The organism is Ignatzschineria sp. F8392 (assembly GCF_002252045.1).
In the GTDB taxonomy this organism is placed as follows: domain Bacteria; phylum Pseudomonadota; class Gammaproteobacteria; order Cardiobacteriales; family Wohlfahrtiimonadaceae; genus Ignatzschineria.
Genome location: NZ_NEFF01000001.1, coordinates 704,156 through 723,257 on the forward strand (window position 1 = coordinate 704,156; position 19,102 = coordinate 723,257).

Annotated in this window: 20 protein-coding genes; 14 read left to right on the top strand and 6 right to left on the bottom strand. The window is 40.2% G+C overall.

Features of this window, described 5'->3' with window-relative positions:
* Positions 1–10 precede the first annotated feature (10 nt).
* From B9T19_RS02990 to B9T19_RS03010, 5 genes are all read left to right on the top strand, one after another.
* Positions 11–709 carry a molecular chaperone gene (locus B9T19_RS02990; RefSeq protein WP_094567090.1) on the top strand — a complete coding sequence of 233 codons (699 nt, stop codon included), beginning with the start codon at positions 11–13 and terminating at the stop codon, positions 707–709.
* A gap of 21 nt (positions 710–730) precedes the next feature.
* On the top strand, positions 731–1,891 hold the full coding sequence (locus B9T19_RS02995; protein WP_094567091.1) for a hypothetical protein: 1,161 nt from the start codon (positions 731–733) through the stop codon (positions 1,889–1,891).
* 195 nt (positions 1,892–2,086) lie between these two features.
* Positions 2,087–2,581: a hypothetical protein gene (locus tag B9T19_RS03000; RefSeq protein ID WP_094567092.1), complete on the top strand. Its 495-nt coding sequence runs from the start codon at positions 2,087–2,089 to the stop codon at positions 2,579–2,581.
* On the top strand, positions 2,572–3,141 hold the full coding sequence (locus B9T19_RS03005) for a hypothetical protein (RefSeq protein ID WP_094567093.1): 570 nt from the start codon (positions 2,572–2,574) through the stop codon (positions 3,139–3,141). The genes B9T19_RS03000 and B9T19_RS03005 overlap by 10 nt, the downstream gene beginning before the upstream one ends.
* Positions 3,142–3,347: 206 nt before the next feature.
* On the top strand, positions 3,348–4,412 hold the full coding sequence (locus B9T19_RS03010) for a hypothetical protein (RefSeq protein ID WP_094567094.1): 1,065 nt from the start codon (positions 3,348–3,350) through the stop codon (positions 4,410–4,412).
* 255 nt (positions 4,413–4,667) lie between these two features.
* On the opposite strand, the gene ppa is transcribed toward B9T19_RS03010, so the two are convergent.
* The gene (gene ppa, locus B9T19_RS03015) at positions 4,668–5,210 is read right to left on the bottom strand and encodes an inorganic diphosphatase (protein WP_094567095.1); all 543 of its coding nucleotides are present in this window, start codon (positions 5,208–5,210) and stop codon (positions 4,668–4,670) included.
* Positions 5,211–5,438: 228 nt separating this feature from the next.
* Between ppa and B9T19_RS03020 the strand changes: the two genes are divergently transcribed.
* The 6 genes from B9T19_RS03020 to B9T19_RS03045 all read left to right on the top strand — a co-directional run bounded on the left by B9T19_RS03020 (position 5,439) and on the right by B9T19_RS03045 (position 11,279).
* A complete protein-coding gene (locus B9T19_RS03020; protein ID WP_158214339.1) occupies positions 5,439–7,256 on the top strand; it encodes a GNAT family N-acetyltransferase in 1,818 nt (605 codons plus the stop codon).
* Complete coding sequence (locus B9T19_RS03025) at positions 7,256–7,945, top strand: thiamine diphosphokinase (RefSeq protein ID WP_094567097.1); 690 nt, start codon at positions 7,256–7,258, stop codon at positions 7,943–7,945. Before B9T19_RS03020 ends, B9T19_RS03025 begins: the two co-directional genes overlap by 1 nt.
* A gap of 143 nt (positions 7,946–8,088) precedes the next feature.
* Positions 8,089–8,451, top strand: a complete 363-nt coding sequence (locus tag B9T19_RS03030; protein WP_094567098.1) for an ArsC/Spx/MgsR family protein — start codon at positions 8,089–8,091, stop codon at positions 8,449–8,451.
* A gap of 98 nt (positions 8,452–8,549) precedes the next feature.
* A complete protein-coding gene (locus B9T19_RS03035; protein ID WP_233146777.1) occupies positions 8,550–8,978 on the top strand; it encodes a DUF423 domain-containing protein in 429 nt (142 codons plus the stop codon).
* Positions 8,979–8,999: 21 nt separating this feature from the next.
* A complete protein-coding gene (purB, locus tag B9T19_RS03040) occupies positions 9,000–10,370 on the top strand; it encodes an adenylosuccinate lyase (protein ID WP_094567099.1) in 1,371 nt (456 codons plus the stop codon).
* Positions 10,371–10,640: 270 nt separating this feature from the next.
* Positions 10,641–11,279, top strand: coding sequence for a LysE/ArgO family amino acid transporter (locus B9T19_RS03045; protein WP_158214340.1), 639 nt, complete (start codon positions 10,641–10,643; stop codon positions 11,277–11,279).
* A 225-nt stretch (positions 11,280–11,504) separates the two neighbouring features.
* Here the strand turns inward: B9T19_RS03045 and B9T19_RS03050 are convergent, their stop codons facing one another.
* From B9T19_RS03050 to B9T19_RS03075, 5 genes are all read right to left on the bottom strand, one after another.
* Positions 11,505–11,849, bottom strand: coding sequence for a multidrug efflux SMR transporter (locus tag B9T19_RS03050; RefSeq protein WP_286480270.1), 345 nt, complete (start codon positions 11,847–11,849; stop codon positions 11,505–11,507).
* Entirely contained in the window at positions 11,849–12,187 is a 339-nt protein-coding gene (locus tag B9T19_RS03055) for a multidrug efflux SMR transporter (protein ID WP_198959030.1), read from the bottom strand. The genes B9T19_RS03050 and B9T19_RS03055 overlap by 1 nt, the downstream gene beginning before the upstream one ends.
* A gap of 385 nt (positions 12,188–12,572) precedes the next feature.
* The gene (locus tag B9T19_RS03065) at positions 12,573–12,788 is read right to left on the bottom strand and encodes a hypothetical protein (RefSeq protein ID WP_094567103.1); all 216 of its coding nucleotides are present in this window, start codon (positions 12,786–12,788) and stop codon (positions 12,573–12,575) included.
* Between the two features lie 2 nt (positions 12,789–12,790).
* Entirely contained in the window at positions 12,791–13,663 is an 873-nt protein-coding gene (gene rhtA, locus B9T19_RS03070; protein WP_094567104.1) for a threonine/homoserine exporter RhtA, read from the bottom strand.
* Positions 13,664–13,793: 130 nt separating this feature from the next.
* Positions 13,794–14,726 (bottom strand): DMT family transporter, encoded by a 933-nt coding sequence (locus B9T19_RS03075; RefSeq protein ID WP_233146778.1) that lies wholly within the window; start codon positions 14,724–14,726, stop codon positions 13,794–13,796.
* Between the two features lie 513 nt (positions 14,727–15,239).
* Here B9T19_RS03075 and B9T19_RS03080 point away from each other — a divergent pair.
* The 3 genes from B9T19_RS03080 (at position 15,240) to B9T19_RS03090 (ending at position 19,054) form a co-directional block, all read left to right on the top strand.
* A complete protein-coding gene (locus B9T19_RS03080; RefSeq protein WP_094567105.1) occupies positions 15,240–15,788 on the top strand; it encodes an elongation factor P hydroxylase in 549 nt (182 codons plus the stop codon).
* A gap of 92 nt (positions 15,789–15,880) precedes the next feature.
* Entirely contained in the window at positions 15,881–16,468 is a 588-nt protein-coding gene (locus tag B9T19_RS03085; protein WP_094567106.1) for a YfcE family phosphodiesterase, read from the top strand.
* 342 nt (positions 16,469–16,810) lie between these two features.
* Positions 16,811–19,054, top strand: a complete 2,244-nt coding sequence (locus B9T19_RS03090; protein WP_094567107.1) for a ribonucleoside-diphosphate reductase subunit alpha — start codon at positions 16,811–16,813, stop codon at positions 19,052–19,054.
* The last annotated feature ends 48 nt before the right edge of the window (positions 19,055–19,102 follow it).

Below are 19,102 nucleotides of genomic sequence, written 5' to 3' on the forward strand. Positions count from 1 at the left end.
GTAAGCAAATATGAAACGACTCTTTATTTTAACGGTAGCACTGCTTAACATCTCTTACGCTCAATTGACCTTAGATCGAACTCGAGTCATTTTTGATCGCGCACAATCGAGTTCTCAATCAATTGTAGTTTCGAATACTAATAAGAATGAGCCTTATTTGGCGCAGTCATGGATAGAGGATGAGGCAGGAAATAAAATTGAAACGCCTTTAGTAGCACTCCCTATTTTGCAAAGAATTAATCCTGGACAAGAGAAGCAGGTAAAAATCTCTTTAGCGGGTCAAAATAATCTTCCTGAAGATCGCGAATCGATGCTTTTCTTTAATGTTTTGGGAGTTCCTCCTAAAGCGGATGCTGAGAATCAGGTCAATATTGTGATCCAATCAAAGGTGAAGCTCTTCTATCGCCCTAAAGGATTACCGCAATATAAAGATAATGGTTGGTTAAAAGAGTTGCAAGTTGCGAAGTCGGGTAATAGTTACACACTGCAAAATCCATCTCCTTACCATATCGTGATATTTGGTGTCAGCAATGGTCCAAAGGGGAAAATTATTGAAAAAGATCTTGTTGTGAAACCTTTTGGGAGCGTAACAGTTACTCAATCTTTGGGTAATACACCAACAATCTACTTTATCAATGATTATGGTGGTACGGAATCACAAAGTTATCAGTGTGGTAATAGTTGCCAGTTAATAGATAACAGTAAGTAACTTGAAATAAGGTACTCAATAATGAAAGTAGTTCCAAATATTTTTAGAAAAATAATTATTCAAATAACTTTTTCTCTTTTTTTTGTGTTATCTACTATTACTGTTGTTACTGCAAATTCGGCATCATCTGAACACTATGGTGAGACTTGTAATATTACTAATATCTCTGCAGATATGCCTAACTCATTAGAATACGCTGGTAGCTCGGTATCGCGTATTTTTTATCCGACTACCCCGGCAAATGTACGGCCTAAAAACTATAGTATTGCAGCTACTATAGTATGTGAGTCTGGTCGATATACTAGCCAGGGGTTAGATATTATTTTAATGCTGTATGGTAGTATAAATTCAACTAGAAGAAGTGTTTATCAATTTAATACTCAACCAATAATAGCGGTAAGAGGTATAACTAGAACTAGTATAAGTACTTATTTTATTGATCCAGATGGTAGTATGATTCCATATGGTAATGGCTCTGTAAACTACTCTGTAGAGACGCTTGATCCATATAAATCGTTTCCTACTTCACAAAGATACTATATTCCTTGGAATGATAAGCGGCAAAAGATTCAATTCAATGTAACTATAGAGATGAGTAATGTTGCATTTAGTGCCCCAAATGTTTTAGCTAGCACTCCTGAGCACACTATATTTTCTATTCCATTCGCTATTTCCCAGGTTGGAGTAACAGGCTTCACTCTCGCAAATATAGTTTTGGAACAGAAGATAACCTCAGGAAAAATGAGTGACCGCTGTCCAAGCAACATCTTTATGCCATCAGCGCCAGCGATAGTGGACTTTGGATCCATTTTTTCTGCACCTATAATAAGTAAAGTCAAAGAATTTACAATATCGATCACAAAGAAAAGTTCTACCGCTGAAGTGTGTTCTCGCAGTGTCTACCCTCGTATTTATTTTAAATCGAATGCCCCATTGTTAGCAGATAGTACAGCGATAGAACTAGATAATGGTCTTACGCTTAGGATTAAAAAAAGTGGACAAGGTGAATATGTGAAATTAGATGGTTCTTCTTACATACAGGGTACAGAGATTAGGGGGGATACGCAAAGTACGACGGTTCAGAATAAATTCATTGCTGAACTAACAAAAGAATTTACTGATAAAGAAGTAAAAATGGGGCCTTTTGAAACAACGATTCGATATATCATTGAATACCCTTAGCGTCATATGAAGATGTAATTAGAGGGATTTAATTTTAATAGATAGTAGTGAGTAATTTCAATTCTATTAATAGCTTCTAATCTGTCTTAATCTGTTGAAGAGGGGTAAGATCGTATCTTAATTTTATCTATTTTCCTACCACAAAACACATTATAAAAATGATTATAAAATATCATTTTAAAAAAAGAATATGTAATGAAAGTATTTATAAAAACTTGTAGTGTTATTCTATTTTTTATATCGATTATTTCTGTAGTCTTTGGACAAGGTTCATCTGGTGAGAGAGCGGGATGCCAGATTACTAACTATTCAACCCCGTGGGGATTTCCGAAGATTAGCCCATCAACAGGAATGATTCTTCCTGAGTTGACTCAAAATAAGATTTTGAATTTTGCCAATCCTATCATGACTTATACGGTCTCATGTCCAGGGAATATCACCGTAATGATGTTATCTGCTTATACTCCGAGGCAAATGGAGAGAGTTGATCAGTTTTGGCGGGAAGTTCGACCGTCCAGAGTATCATCCATGGTCCATATCACGGTGACTCCAATAGGAAGTACTGGTGGGGCAGTAATGAGAGGGAGCTACGATATTATGAATAAAAAGATTATTGGGGGTGTGGGGGTAATTACACCTATACAGGTACAGCTTATACTCCGGCAAAAGTCGTTGTTCGTATGCAAATAGAGCCTCTCTATTTTTATTCTAATTTTTATAAAGATAATTATGGTTGGGAAATTATGGACCATACCTATTTTACATCACTCAAAAATGGTAGGGGAGAGCATATAGCAGCGGCATCACTATATCCTAATTTTTTTATGAGGGATGAGCCCTGTTTAATAGATGCCTATAAAACCATCATTTCTACAGATGCCATTGATTTTGGCAACCTGAGTAAAAATGAGGTTGAAGCAGGGAAAGTCGTTTCTCGTTCTTTTGACATCAGCTTAATGCGTAATAGTGGGAGTTGTAGTGGTATCTCATCATCTCCTCGGGTGACATTTATTCCCCAGGATTATTATGAGAATAATAATATTTATTTGGAAAATGGTTTGATGATGACCTTTAAAGATACTAGTAGCAATCGGACAATACCGATGGCAAAAGCATATGATCTAGGGCGTGTTAGTAATAATAAATTAAAGAAGACTATTAGTGTTGAATTAAAAAAAGGAAATAAGGGAAAAAACATTAAATCCGGCCCTTTTTCTTCAACAGTTATCTATTTAATGGAATATTATTGATATTTTTAATTGAAATTGATTATTAAACAGGATTTAAAGTACAGCATAGAGAGTTAGTAATGAGTTAGCGATTGCAGGTTACTATTCTCTATTTTTTTGTGTGGGGGACCCCATATTCCTCCCTTATTATTTTACTCTCTACTAAAATTACATCAATAATAATTGATTAATTTATGTTTTTATAAAATAATGGAGAGAATCATATAATGAGAGTTAGAATTAGGCTACAGGCTATATTAATCTTTTTTTTAGGGATAGTGATCATTACTCCTAACTATGCTCAAAAGGGGTATGATTGGAATAATCCATTATGTATTGCCAGTGATACAGGTTTGGGCGGACCAAGATATATTGAGACAAATTTACCATTGAATGAGGTTGCTCCTGCGCAAACTATTGAGTTTAGGTTGCGCTGTAAGGGAGATGTTCCAATTTTTGTTCAAACACAAACAGGAAGTGGGGGAGTATCTATTTTTGCTAGTAAGATTGTTAATCAATACCAACCTACTTTTAAGGTTTTTGATGTTGAAACAACAGTTGTTGCGCTCAATAGTGGGGAAACACAAAAAAGTTCTCTATATGTCTTTGATATTGCGGCTAGTCATCTTGGTGAGCAGCTATTTTTACCGGCATTAGGTGAAGGGCAATTTCATGAATTTTCGGTTAAGATAAATATTAGTGAAAGAGTTGTAAAACCTCGTGTCATTCCTGAAAATCCAAAGCCTATCAATCCATTTTACATACCACTTTTTTCTGTAATCGATAACTCTTCTGATGTGCAATTAGAGAAGAGATATGCCCCTTATCCGCTCTATTTAGTATCGACCTTTGATACTTTCCCAGATCCATGTGTAACGCCAGGACCGATGGTTGTTGTACCTCCTCAAGTTGATTTTGGAACACTTAATCGGGAAGATCTTGTGAAGAGTGTTAAAAAAAGCTTTTTTTTTAGGATCGGTAGATCCGTTGATGATACGTGCAACTATAATTTATACCCGATCATAACATTTAAAGCGACGGATCCTGTTGTTAATGATGAGATAGAAATTTCAAATGGTACTAATCTCTCTTTTGTAGTCGAAGACCTCTCCTCAGGGAGTACGATAGGAACTAAAAAGTTACAATTTAATACGCCTTTACGGTTTGGAGAGCTAAAGCCTCAAGGTTTGCTCAATCTATATATCACGGCAAATCTTCGTAAAAATCCAGAGAAGCCTTTAAGGGGAGGATATTTTTCAACTGTGATGATCTATCATATTGAGTTCCGTTAATTGCATTAGCCTGATAGGACAGGGCGTTAGCGTTATGATTTTAATTAAGTTGGGTTAAACTATATTCGAATTCAACTAAAAGAAGTTTTGTTGAGTTGGTAGTAGTGATAAAAAAGGAGCAATCTGTACTATGAGATTGCTCCTTTTTTAATTGCTTTAAATTTTTATCGCTTTTTTATCACTCATTAGATCTTATAAATCTTTATTGGCATTGATTATCCTTGATCATTATTGAGCTTAACGATTCTCGATTGGCTATTGCTTCTCATTAAAGAGTTTAAGGGAGTTTTCAATCTCTTTTTGTGCTGCAGCTTTATCGCTGTAGCCATCTAGTTTAACCCATTTACCACTCTCCAGACCTTTGTAGTTTTGGAAGAAAAACTCAATTTGATCAATGAGGAGTTTAGGAAGATCTTTAATATCTTCAATATGATCATACATCGGGCAGAGTTTGCTGATAGGAACAGCGATCAATTTTGCATCGCCGCCAGATTCATCAGTCATATTGAGGACGCCCAATGGACGACAACGAACGACAGAGCCATGAATCAGTGGGAATGGGGTGATTACTAATACATCAAGTGGATCGCCATCATCGCAGAGAGTGTTAGGGATAAAACCGTAGTTTGCAGGATAACGCATATTGGTGCCGACAAAGCGGTCTACCCAGATGAGATCGGTATCGTGATCAACTTCATATTTAACAGGATCAGATTCTGCAGGGATCTCAATGATACAGTTAAAATCTTCAGTAATCTTTGCAATATCATTGGCTGCGGGAACTTTTGCAAAACTCATAATCTTCTTTGCCTCTTTTTAGTAGTGATGAATCCACTTTAGACTTGCGCTATCTATTTTTATCAATGGTCAAGATCAATTGATAATTGCCGTCATAAAGTGATCTTAAAAAATGATCTTAAAAATCTTTGTAGTCAATTATAGCAACTTTATGATCTATTCCTATTTTAACTGCAAAAAATGACCATATTTGATAGGATTAACAGATCGTTATTGAGAGGTTTTGCTATGAAATTTATCTGGATTAAAGGGGAGAAAGCATCTGCATTTCAAGATGCATTAGCGGTTAGGGATACGGTATTTACACAAGAGCAGGGATTCCCCGCTGAGATCGATCATGATGCAATGGATCAAAATTCATGGCATCTCCTACTCTATCGTGATGATAAAGATGACTTAGATCGATTAGATCGATCAGGGCATCGTGTAGAGAAGTTTGAAGATTTAACGATTGAGCATGATCTTGCACTAGAAGCTGCGGAGATGGGCCTCTCTTCGAGTAAGAGTAAGAAGAGCCCCGATAGCTCCCATTTAGAAGCGATTGGTACGCTCCGATTTTTTCTCAATAGCGATGGCGTATACCAAGTAGGACGGGTGGCAATTCTTAAAGCATATCGCGGATATCGATTAGGGCAATTTCTCTTAAAAGAAGCATTAAAGAAGATGGCGGTCTTAGCAGAGAGTGATGAAGTGATTCTGCATGCGCAATTAGCGGCAAAGGGATTTTATGAGCGCTATCAATTTAAGGCAGAAGGTGAGACCTTTTTAGAAGAGGGGGAGCCCCATATTACTATGCGAAGAAGGTTAGCGCTTGGGAAGATCCCGGCAGAACGACTTGCTCAGGCGGAACGAATTCTCTTTATCGCGCATCTGGCAATTGGTGATTTTACCTATCTCCAAAATGGATTTAAAGCTTTCAAGGAAGCTTATCCTCACTTAAAGATCGATCTCTTTATTGAAGAGGTTCGTTGCACCAATGATCCCAAAAAATGGCCTTTCTTAAAGAAATATTCGCTCTATGATTGGGTCGGTAAGTGCGGTATTTTTGATAAGATCTACAATAAAAACTATTCACCGGCACTTCGCCTTGAATCGATTGTGGAAGCAAAATTACAAAAATATCCCATCGTTGTCTCAATTGAGACCTTAGCATCGCTCAATGGGGCAGGATTAGCACGAGATATAGCGGGTCCCGATGGATTTGCGATGGGAATGGATATTCGCTATCGCTGGTATCAGATTCGTGAGAAATTGGATCTTAAAAAACTGAATGCAACTATTGAAGTTGTTAAGCCTCATAATGGAAGTGATCGGCATATTAGTGATGATTATGCTTACTGGTTTTCCCAGATCGGTGGGGTGATGCTCTTTCCTGAAGATCGCTATCCTTTTGTTAAAATCCCTAAAAAATGGCGCAAAGATGCAGAAAAGCAACTTGGAAAATGGGGTGTTCAGGCTGATCAACCGATTATTTTTATCAATCATATTGCGAAAAATCCTCGCCGTTCATGGAAATTGTCACAGGTTCGTGAGTTGATTGAATTGATGCAGCAGCAGTCAAAATGGAAAAATAGCTTCTTTATTATTAATGGGATCCCTGAGATTCTCCCAGAAATTAGAGCATTGATTGAGAAACATCAGCTGACCAATACAGTGGCATTTAGTGCTGTTGATAATTTCTTCCAATTGCCGGCAATGTTGGCAAATTCAGATCTTATTATCTCTGTTGAGACGGCGGTGATGCATCTTGCTAATGCGGTTCATGTTCCGGTGATTGCTTTGATGCGAATTAAGACCTTAGAGTGGGTGCCCCTCAATGAGGCATTGACAACCTTGATCTTTACTCCTAAACGAGCAGATGTTATCGCCGATATTCCACCACAGCGTGTGATTGATGCACTTCCAGAAAATCCTTTTGCCGGCAGGGCAGAAAGGATTTTAGATAAGCACTTAGATGATCTCAGCGATGATGTAGATGATGATTTCGATATTGAAGAGACTACAGCGGAAGGTGAATCGAGTGTCGCATCTGAGGAGGGTGAATAGTGAGTCAGAAGCCTACTCGAGCCGTGATCTTATTACCTGGGACTGTTAACTTTGAGGCTGTCATGGCCTCCTTTGGAGATTGGTTTCAAGATGCGATGGTGATCGCCGTCGATAAAGGAATTGATAAAGCAGAGGCGTTAGTAACGTTGAGTAAAACGCGCGAAGTGGCGGTAGATTTTTGGGTGGGAGATTTCGATTCGAGTAGAAAGCTAGAGATTTCGCCGGCACTCTATCGAGAGAAGGTGAGTTATCCTGTTGAGAAGGATGAGATCGATACAGAACTTGCGTTCTCCCTTGCAAGAAGAGAAGGGGTTGATCAGTTCTTATTGTTAGGAGGAATAGGCGGACGCCTTGATCATCAAGCGGCACTGCTCTTTTTGCCGGCACAATATCCCGAAGCAAGAGTGATTCATACCGATGGTGTTGAGACGCTCTATTTTTTAGAAGCGGGAAAAGAGTACCTTTTTACGCCACCAGTAGGAGCGACGGTAAGTCTTATCGCCTTGAGCGATCTTTGTGGCATCAATCTCTCCGGGGTCAAGTGGCCGTTGGTGCAACATGATCTTGAGATAGGTTCAGGATTGACCTATTCCAATGAAGTGATAGCAGAGAGAGGGATTTCGGTATCAATGAAGGCGGGAAGGGCTTGGCTCTATCTTTTGCCGGTAAATTGTGAGCGCTCCCTTTAGCCACTTTGTATCTAAATAGTGGGATAGATGGTAGAATAAGCGCAAATTTTAAATGGTATTGTGTGTCAGTTTGCAATATTTGAATATGCGGTATTTGCATTTGCAATGTTGGCTGACAATATGAAAACCGAAGGGAGTTAAATATGTGGCAAATTATCTATAATGGCGATTGCTCAAAATCGAGAGCTGCGCGTGAATATCTTGATGAGAAAAAGATTGAATATCAGGTAATCAACTATCTTGACGAGTCGCTCTCAGCGGAGATGATTCGTTCTCTTCTTGCAAAATTAGGGTTAGGGATTGATGGCATTATTCGAATGAAAGAAGCACCGTTTCAAGAGATCTCGCAAGAGTGGTTTACTTGGAATGATGATCAAAAAATTGCCTTTGTTGTAGAGAATCCTATTGTGATTGAAAGACCGATTGTTGTCTACCGAGAGGATGCCGTAATTGCAAGACCTGATCCATCGCCGATCGATCATCTTCTAGCGAAAGCTTGGAAGTAGATTCAGATTGGGATTTAGATTGAGATTAAGGTGTAGAGTTTAGAGAATTCATGACAGATTGATGTAGAGCATTGCGCTTACAAAAATCGGGAGAGAGAATGGAACAGACGAGAGAGGAATTGATGAATGCGCCAGTAGTATTAAGCCGATCTTTTATTGTTATCGGCGCTATTTTAGCCGGCTTAGCCGTTATGGTCGGTGCCTTTGGTGCCCATGCCTTAAGTGATCAACTTGTAGGGCGCGGTAAAGAGATCTGGGAGACTGCTGTTCAATACCAATTTATTCATAGTATTGCTCTCATTATTATTGGCATACTTCTCCTTCTATTGACAACCCCTAAACTTCTCCGTTTAGCGGGTTTTTCATTTTTGATAGGGACTATTCTCTTTTCAGGGAGCCTCTATCTCATCGCGCTCTTATCTGTTAAAAATTTGGGATTGGTGACGCCGATAGGCGGTCTCTTTTTTATTGTCGGTTGGATATTGCTGATCTGTGCAGCGCTATTATCTACTCGAATTCGTGCTTAAGTACTTAATAAAGGAAATATTATGAGTATTCATTCTGTATTATCTGTCTCTCCACTCGATGGTCGTTATGCTAGTCGTGTTGAGCCATTAGTGGCTGAGGTGAGTGAGTATGGTTTAATTCGTTATCGTGTGATGGTTGAGATCAAGTGGTTAATTAAGCTTGCCTCTGAAAAGCATTTTGAAGAGATTCCTTCATTTGGGGAAGAGGCGAAAGCATTTTTAATTTCGCTCTATGAGAACTTCTCTCCTGAAGATGCCATGGCGGTCAAAGAGATTGAAAAGTCAACGAACCATGATGTGAAAGCGGTTGAGTATTGGATCAAAAATCAGGTTAAGGATCACCCAGAACTTGCAGCATCATCAGAGTTCACTCACTTTACCTGTACCTCGGAAGATATCAATAACCTCTCATATGGTTTGATGTTTAAGAGCACAATTAATGATGTTGTATTGCCACAGCTTCAAGAGGTGATCGCCTCGATGCGTGATATGGCACATCAATTTGCTGCGATTCCGATGCTCTCAAGAACCCATGGGCAGCCAGCAACACCGACAACTTTAGGGAAAGAGATCGCTAATGTGATCTATCGTCTTGAAAGACAGGTTAAGCAGTTACAAAACACAGAGTTTTTAGGCAAAATCAATGGTGCTGTTGGTAACTATAATGCGCACGTTGTAGTCTATCCTGAGTTCGATTGGCCAGCATTTGCAGAAGATTTTATTACGCAAGATCTTGGTTTAACTTTTACCCCTTACTCAACACAGATTGAGTGCCATGATTATATCGCTGAGTTTTCACACACAATGACCCGTATCAATACCATTTTGATCGATTGGGCGCGCGATGTCTGGAACTACATTAGCCACAACTTCTTCAAACAGCGCACGATTGCCGGCGAAGTGGGCTCTTCAACGATGCCACATAAAGTGAACCCGATCGACTTTGAAAATGCAGAAGGGAACTTTGGGATTGCTAACGCACTCTTTATCCACTTTGCAGAGAAGTTACCGATCTCAAGAATGCAGCGTGACTTGAGTGATTCTACGGTACTTCGTAGTGTAGGATCTGCTTTCGGTTACACCTTGATCGGTTTTAGTAGTCTCTTAAAAGGTCATGGCAAATTAGAAGTGAGCGCCGAGACCTTAATGGCAGATCTTAATGCAAACGTGGAAGTATTAGGGGAAGCGGTACAGACGGTGATGCGCCGTGATGGTATTGAAAATCCTTATGAAAAATTGAAAGATTTCACACGTGGTAAGCGTATTAATATTGAGCAGATGCGTGAGTTTATCGATACTTTAGAGCTTGCACCAGAAGTGAAAGAGCAACTTAAAGCACTCGAGCCGGCAACGTATGTTGGACTTGCTGAAAAATTAGCTCTCGAGATCTAACTCGTGAGATCTAACGTTTAACATTTCTGTTATAAAGAATCATCTCTTCAATATTGAGTAGCAATATTCAGATTGAAGAGCGTGTGACAAGAATATTTACAGTGGCTTCGGTTGCTGTAAATATTTTTTTATCATTTTTAAAAAACTTAAAAACTTAAAAACTTAAAAAATCATCAAAGATCATCAAAGATCATCAAAGATCATCAAAGATCATGAGATCTTATTAGAGATCATAAGAAAGCCGATAAAGGGATAAAAGAGGGGGGAGTTGTGGTTTGGGAGATCTATCTGCAGGGAGTAGCGCTATCATTTGGACTCATTGTTGCCATTGGGGCGCAAAATGCTTATGTCCTAAAGCAAGGGATAGAGAATAACCATATCTTTTGGGTCGCAACAGTCTGTTTTCTGTGTGATTTTATCTTAATGTCGGTTGGTGTTTTAGGGATCGGCACAATGGTGGCGCAAAATGCTATTTTGCAGCTTATTTTAGCACTGCTCGGGACGCTCTATTTAGCGATCTTTGCTTATAACTCATTACGTGCGATCTTCCAAGAGCAGGTAATGAGTACAGGATATTATGAGGGGCGATCCTCACTGAGATCCGTTATTTTAGCAACACTCGCTATTACGTTACTCAACCCCCATGTCTATCTTGACACGATAGTGATTATTGGCGGAGTTGCCGGGACGCTTGAGGATGAGCATAAGATCGCTTTTCTGCTAGGGAGTTTGACGGCATCGAGTATCTGGTTCTATAGTTTGGGGTATGCCGCAACAAAATTAGCACCGATCTTCCGAAAGCCGTTAACTTGGCGGATTCTCAATCTCTTGATTGCTCTGATGATGCTATTTATTATCTATCGACTTCTGCTCTTTAGTTATGAGCAGATCATGATGCTATTGACCTAAAGTAAGTTAACCCATATTCAGTTAGCTCATGCTCAGTTAATCCATACTCAGTTATCAATTGTGGCCCATCAATAGTACTCTTCTATCGTGAAGATATTTTATCGATGAGATAAAAAAAGTGTGGAGATTGATCCACACTTCTTTCGATTGATACGTTATCTCAATGCTGCTGAGATTCTTTCTATCTTTCTATTTTTCTATTTTTCTATTTTTCTATTTTTCGATTTATTGTGTTGCCGTGACGAGCTGTAGACCGACTACGCCAATAATAATTGCCGCTAAGCTCAAAATTCTCTTAATATTTTTCGATTCATTGAAAAATATAATGTTGAGCGTCACCGCACCAGCTGTCCCCACTCCTGTAAAGACGGTATAAGCGATACTGAGCGGTAAAAAGCGGAATGAGAAGTAGAGAAGGGCAAAGGATGCAAAGATCCCACCATAATAGAGTACCCGATTGATCAAGGTTCTATTTTGGCTATAGAGGCTCAATCCAAAGACGCCGATCAGTTCGGCTACAGAGGCAAGTGCTACAAAGATCCAACCGATTGTAATATATGAGATTCCCATTATGCATTCTCCTCTTCTCGAATATTGACATCAAAGAGATTGAGTCCTAAAACTCCCACTAAAATAATTCCCATAAAGAAGAGCATCTCTCCTGTGATGGTTTCATCAAAGAGGAAGTAATCCATTAAGACTGTACCGACCGTACCACTTGCGGCAAAGATCGCATAAACAGTTCCGGTGGGAAGCCCTTCACAAGCTTTCGCAAGAAAGTTAAGGTCGAGGAGGACAAAGATACCAACGATAGCCCAGTGCCACCAAGTTGATGCTACATTAAATCCATAAAGCCATATCAGCTCAAAAATAGAGGTGAGCGCAACGTAAATCCACGCTTTGTTCATAATAGTTTCCGTATATAAATAACGATAATTGATAAGTTGAGATAGGCAATTGTGATTGTGCCTAGTAGATTCTCACTTAGACTTGATATTTTCTGATAGTTTTTGATTGTGCTTGAGAGCGATGATCCAAGATCAAGGATCATCGATGAATCGAGGAGGATTCATCAAGGGGTGAGTTCACCCGCGCCGATAGCAGAGAAGACAGAATCGGGCAATAAAATGGGAAGAGTGGTTGTACTGCTGTTTGTCGCAAGAGCGCATAAAAGTAGGAAAGTTGTTAATCGTGGATATATTTTATTCTCTCTTAAGCGAATGTCAATATGGCAGAAGAGAGATTTTTTTGAATGTCGATCAGCTTCGAAAGCTTTGACTCAAACGAGAGAATTTAAATAGAAGGATCTGCTAGAGGCTTCTCTTCTTTTGCGTTATTTTGAGGCTGCTCAATCTGACGCTCAATAAGTTGGGCAACATTCTCTTTTACAAGATAATTCATAATAAAAAGGAGTAGGAAGACAAGTAGAATCGCACCGACCCACTTTCCTAGCTGATGTTTGATCCCTTTTGGGGCTTGATATTGAGGGAGGTTTCGATCAAATGGCATCTTTAATCCACCTTTTTAACAGTTTCAATCGGCTTTGAGGAGAGGGAGGCACCAAGAGAGGCGATAATAATCGCTAAAATCCCCCCAATTTGTACCGTAGAGAGAACCTCACTCAAGATAATAAATCCAAAGATAGCGGCAATGGCGGGCTCTAAACTGGTTAATGTCCCAAATGTTTTTGCCGGCATTCGCGTCAGCGCCATCATCTCAAGTGCGTATGGGAGTGCCGATGTTAAGACGGCAACGGCGATCGCCATCGGCAGATATTGAGGCGCAAAGATGGAGAATCCTCCGCTCGCAATACCGATAGGAACATAGATAATGGCAGCAATTGCCGCTCCGATACCAACAGTTGCCGTTCCGTAGTAGTTCCCCGCTTTTTGACCAAAAACAATATAGAGTGCCCAACAGACACCTGCTGTTAATGCATAGAAGACTCCTAGCAGATCGATTGAGCTACTATCTTGAAAAGGGATGAGCGCTAATAATCCGAGGACGACTAAGCCGATCCAGAGAAAATCAATTTTTCTGCGTGAAGCAAAGAGAGCAACAGCTAAAGGGCCGGTAAATTCTAGACCCACAGCGATGCCAAGCGGAATAGTTTTAATTGATTGATAGAAGAGAAAATTCATCGTTCCCAGAGTGATTCCATAGTAGAGCAGATAGCGACGATATCCCACCTGCAATTTCCGCTTCCAGGGCTTGAAGATGATCAGCAAAATGATTGCGCTAAATCCTAGGCGATAAGCAGTAACCGCTTCTACGCCCACTAAAGGAAAGAGCTGTTTTGCTAATGTTGCGCCCCCTTGGATCGAGATCATTGCCGCAAAGAGGCAGAGGAGCGGAAGAAGAAAACCACGGTTTGAATGAATCATAATAATATCAGATCGTTATAGGGGTTAAAGAGAGATCATCAACAGATGTTAATGGGGGCTAATTGTATCATGATGGGACTATTTTTGGCGCAACAAAGTCATTTGAATCTGATCTGAGGATTATTTATTTTTAACCCATATTTTTTAATGTAGATTTTGAATGTCTATTTTTAACTTTTTTCCGTGGTAGGAGTGTTAACGCCATTCCACCAAAGATCGCAATAATGCCGATCCACTGCTCGGGAGAAGGGAAGAATCCTGTGATAAAGATATCCATCAAAATTGCAACGAGGGGATCGAGAAAGACAAGAAGTGCGATCGTTTCAGTCTTCAGTGAGCGGATAGAATCGAAGAAGAGATAGAAGACAATACCGGTATGGACAAAGCCTGTAATAAGGATATAGAACCAGTTAAGAGAGGTTAAATTTTCAAAGAGAGAGAAATCGATAAAGGGGGCTAATAGCAGGGCGCCAAAGAGTACCTGAATAGTTGTGATGGCGTAGGAGCTAGCATATTTAAAGCCTTTGCCGGTTAAGGTTAAGAGAGCATAGAAAAGTGCTGAGAGAAGTCCATAGATTAAACCTTTACTGAAAAAGTCGGCAACTGATTCTGTACGATTGATCTCTGCAATCGCTAGGGTGCCGATAAAGCAGATAATAATGGCCGATAGCGGAATGAGGGTGAGCCGCTCTTTATAGATAAATGCCCCGAGAATCATCACAATGACAGGGGCTAGATGATAGATGGAGATCGCTACTGTTACACCGCTCTCTTCGATCGCTTTAAAAAAATAGACCCAATTGAGAATGAGGAAAACGCCACAGACTAAGATCTTCATAATCTCTTTAGGAATCCAACGCTCACGACGTAGTTGCCCCGATAGCCACCAAAAGAGCCCTAAAAAGAGGCTCGCACAGATGCAGCGGATAAAGACAAGTTCCAGGGCGGGTATGCCGCTTCTTTCTGAAAAGAAACCGACAGATCCAAATAGGATCATAGCGATCGACATCTTCGTCAATGCCGAGCGATTATTAAGTGCCGGCGTTAGGGTGTTCTCCATCATAATTAAACTCTTTGAGGTATGTATAATAGCTAAAAGCTGTTGTAACTTAGTCATCTAATAGTCATCTAATGGATGTTCAATAGACGTGTAATAGAAACATCATAGAGGCGCTATAGCGATAATTCTGCATTGCAGTCATATTATAAAAACTATTATAAAAACTATAAAAGCGCTCTATGCTATCGAAATATTGTCGAAATATTGATAGCTCTGATTGTAGCGAAGCTTGATTTTGTCAAAAGTCTTTAGCTACCCTCTAAAAGTTATGGTTAAGAGCTCATTGTGGGAGCTATACCATAATCTGCTGACACCGGGTAAGTGTCGATCGATTAAAAGTGGGTGGAAATATCGATATCGCTCCCTACTTTACCAAAGTTAAACGATCATGTGCTATTTTCTGCATCATGGGGCTGAATCTTAGTCAAGAGGAGAGCGAGTCGCTTATGTTAAAATAGCGCTCCATTGGTATAAATCTCCGCTTAAATGAATCGGATGAAGGAGTAGGAGTACATCATGAATCATCGCTATGAGGATCTGATCGAGATCTTCAATAATACCTTTTTAGAGAGTGAGAATACGATTTTAGTTAAAGGGGATGACGAGCCGATCTATCTGCCGGCAGATGATCAATCTCCCCATCATCGAATTATCTTTGCCCATGGTTTTTTTCAGAGCGCTCTTCATGAGATTGCCCACTGGTGTATTGCCGGTCGGGAGCGACGTCAGTTGGTCGATTTTGGTTATTGGTATTGCCCCGATGGCCGGGATGAAGCGACCCAAGCTCAATTTGAAGCGCATGAGATTCGACCTCAAGCCTTAGAGTGGCTCTTTTCGCAAGCATGTGGCCGCAAATTTTCTGTAAGCTGCGATAATCTTGCCGGTGATTTTGAACCCGATCGTCTTCAATTTCAGCAGCGAGTACAGCAGGAAGTGATCAAAATGCTCAATGAAGGAATTCCCCCGCGTGGAGAGCAATTGATAGCAGCGCTACAACATTTTTATCAAACACCTCCATTAAGAGAAACTGATTTCCCTTATCCCGAGACGATTTGGGATCTTTAGAGGAAGTTTCAGTAAGGGGTAGAGATATCTGTCTGCGGAATAGAGATTTAAAGAAGATCTAAAGAAGATTTAAAGAGGCGATAGGAGAAACAATGAAAGAGATTGGACAGCCGATTAAGCAATGGGATGAGATAGAGGATCGATTGCGTGAAAAGATCGAAGCAACTTTGAAGACTGAAGATAAGTTATTGCTCGTTCTTTCAGATTCTCATGGTGATCTTGCAAGCGTGATCGATATTATCACTCGATGGGAGAATCGAATCTCAGCAGTGCTCTTTTTAGGCGATGGTGCCGAGGAACTTTTAGAGGCGGCATATATCTTTCCTGATCTGCCATTTTATGGCGTTACCGGTAATAACGATCCTCATATCGCGCCTAATAATCGCCTTAATTTTCCTTTAGAGAATGTAGTAGAGATTGCCGGGAGACGAATCTATCTGACTCATGGTCATATCGCTAGCTATCGCGAAGTTGAAGCTACGGTCATTAAGAGAGCTAAAATCAATCATGCTGATATTGCGCTTCATGGACATCTTCATATACCGGCGGCAAAAGAGATTGAGGGCATCCAACTCTTTAGTCCCGGTGCGATTCGCTATCCTCGCGGGGGTTCTCAGAGAGGATACCTTTTACTCAAAATTAGCGAAAAGTCTGTAAACAGTATTCATTGTCATCTATAAAAAGAACCATTCGTAGGCAGTTTGATACTCAAGATGAATATGTATTGTCAGTTTAGTTGATTGTTACGTATATGTTTTTTGCTTTTTATTTCTCATTGGGATTATAGGGGATATAGAGATTAGATTTCTCTAAAATGGGGAAGGAGTGATATAGTGTGTCCGCAACAAGCATATTTTGATAAAAATACTCTTGATATATCTCATTTTTATCTGTATAATACTCGATTTTTTATGATTTTTCTATGATTTGGGTTGGTTATATTCTTAAATTTAAATATTGGGTGGAATTTAAGAATATATCTAATTTTTTATACTGTTTTTTAAATTTTTATGGGGTGCTCGATGATTAATTATGTAGTTAAAAGCAATGGCGATCGAGAGAAGTTCGATGCCGATAAACTCAATAAATGGGCTGAATTTGCCGCTCATTATGAGGTTGATTGGAGTGCGATCGCTTTAGAGGCTTACCGTAAGTGTTATGACGGTTGCACAACGCTAGAACTACATAAAGCGATGATTGATGCTTGTGTTGAACGTGAGGATCATCAGCACCTAAAGATGGCAGGTCGTCTCTTAATTGGAACGATCTATAAAGAGGCTTTTGGCGGTTTTAAAAAGATTCCAACGCTTCCTGAGTTTTATGATCATATGGTGGCGCTTAACCATTGGGAAGCGATGGATTACACCCGTGAAGAGTTAGAGGCATTGGAAGAGATTATCGATCACAATATCGATATCAACTATAACTACACAACGCTTCGTCAGATGAAAGATCGTTACTTGATCAGCAATCGTGTAACAGGACTCTGCCTAGAGTCGCCTCAATTTATGTTTATGGGGATGGCGATGCAAAATATGCAGAACCAACCTCGTGAACGCCGTATGGAAGATATCAAGAAGCTCTATCGTTATCTGAATGAGTTAAAGATCAATACGCCTACGCCGATGTTGATTAATATGCGTACACCCCATAAAGGTTATGCTTCATGCTGTGTCTATACCACGGCAGATAATGTGAAGAGCTTAGCGGTGGGTGACCATATCGCTTATATGATGACCTGTGCTTCAGCGGGAATCGGCTCCCATCTTTTAACCCGTTCTAAAGGGGACCCAGTTAAAGAGGGGCGCGTTGTGCATCAGGGGAAATTACCCTATTATCGGATGATTCAATCGGCCGTACATGCCAATATGCAAGCATCTCGTGGTGGTTCAGCAACGGTCTACTTCAATGTGTTAGATCCTGAAATTTTTGACCTTTTGGTCTTGAAAAACCCAACAACCATCACTCAAAAGCGTATTCGTGATATCGATTATGCCATGTTGGTGAATCGTTACTTTGTAGAGAAGGTAGCACGCAATGAAGATTGGATGCTTGTTAGTCTGCTTCATGCGCCTAAGCTCTATGAGCTCTTCTATAGTGAAGATTACGAAGCCTTTAAAAATGAGTATGAGCGTGTCTTAGCAGATGATTCTATCGAAAAGACATTAGTCAAAGCACGTGATATTGCGATTAAATCATTAACAGAAGCGGCAGAAACGGGGCGAATCTATCTCACCTATATCGATGAGATGAATCGTCATACCCCATTTAAAGATACAATCTACTCTTCAAATCTCTGTCTTGAGATCGCACTGCCGACAAAACCTTATACCGGTATGCCTGATCTCTACTCAAGCGACCCTGAAGGGGAGATCGGTCTCTGTTCTCTCGCCTCAATAGTGGTAGGGCGCGTCTCGGAAGAGGAGTATGAAGATGTCGCTTACTACTGCGCCTTGATGATTGATAATGTTATTGAGATTATGGAGTATCCATTTGCATCACTTGAGACAACGGCAAAAGCACGTCGTTCAATTGGTGTGGGGATCACAAACCTTGCGCATGAGATGGCACTTCAAAAATTAAGCTATGCTTCAAAAGAGGGTAAAAACTACATTCACTTTATTGCTGAGCGTCACTCCTATTTCCTCCATAAAGCAAGCTTACGCTTAGCAGAAGAGAAGGGGAATGCCGCATGGATTGATCGCACGAAGTATCCGGAAGGCTGGTTGCCGATCGATACCTACAATCGTAATGTCGACAGTGTGCATACGCAACCATTGGTGTATGATTGGGAGAGTCTCCGTCAAGGAATTATTGCGCAAGGTGGTATTCGTCACTCGGTATTAGAGGCAATGATGCCGGTGGAATCTAGCTCACAATTGACAAATACTACAAATGGTCTCTATCCCATTCGTAACTTGAAAGTGATGAAGACCTCAGGAACAGGAAAGAATCTTCTACTCGCTCCCGATATGGATGAGTTAGCGCCTTACTACGATATCGCTTGGAATCTTGATTCTAAAGATCTCATCGAAATGTATGCCATCATTCAGAAATTTACAGGGCAAGCGATTAGTGCTGACCTCTACCTCAATTTACAAAATCAGCAGACGATTTCGAGCAGACAGCTCCTCTCTGACTTTATCTATATGATGAAGTTAGGTTGTAAGACCCGCTACTATCTCAATAGTGCTTCAGGCATTGTCCATGAAGGATATGAGAAGGTAGAGGATCAGAGTTGCGCCGGCGGAGCATGCACACTTTAATTGAATAATCGGCGAAGTCCTGCAAATTTCGTCGTTTTACTGGAGAAA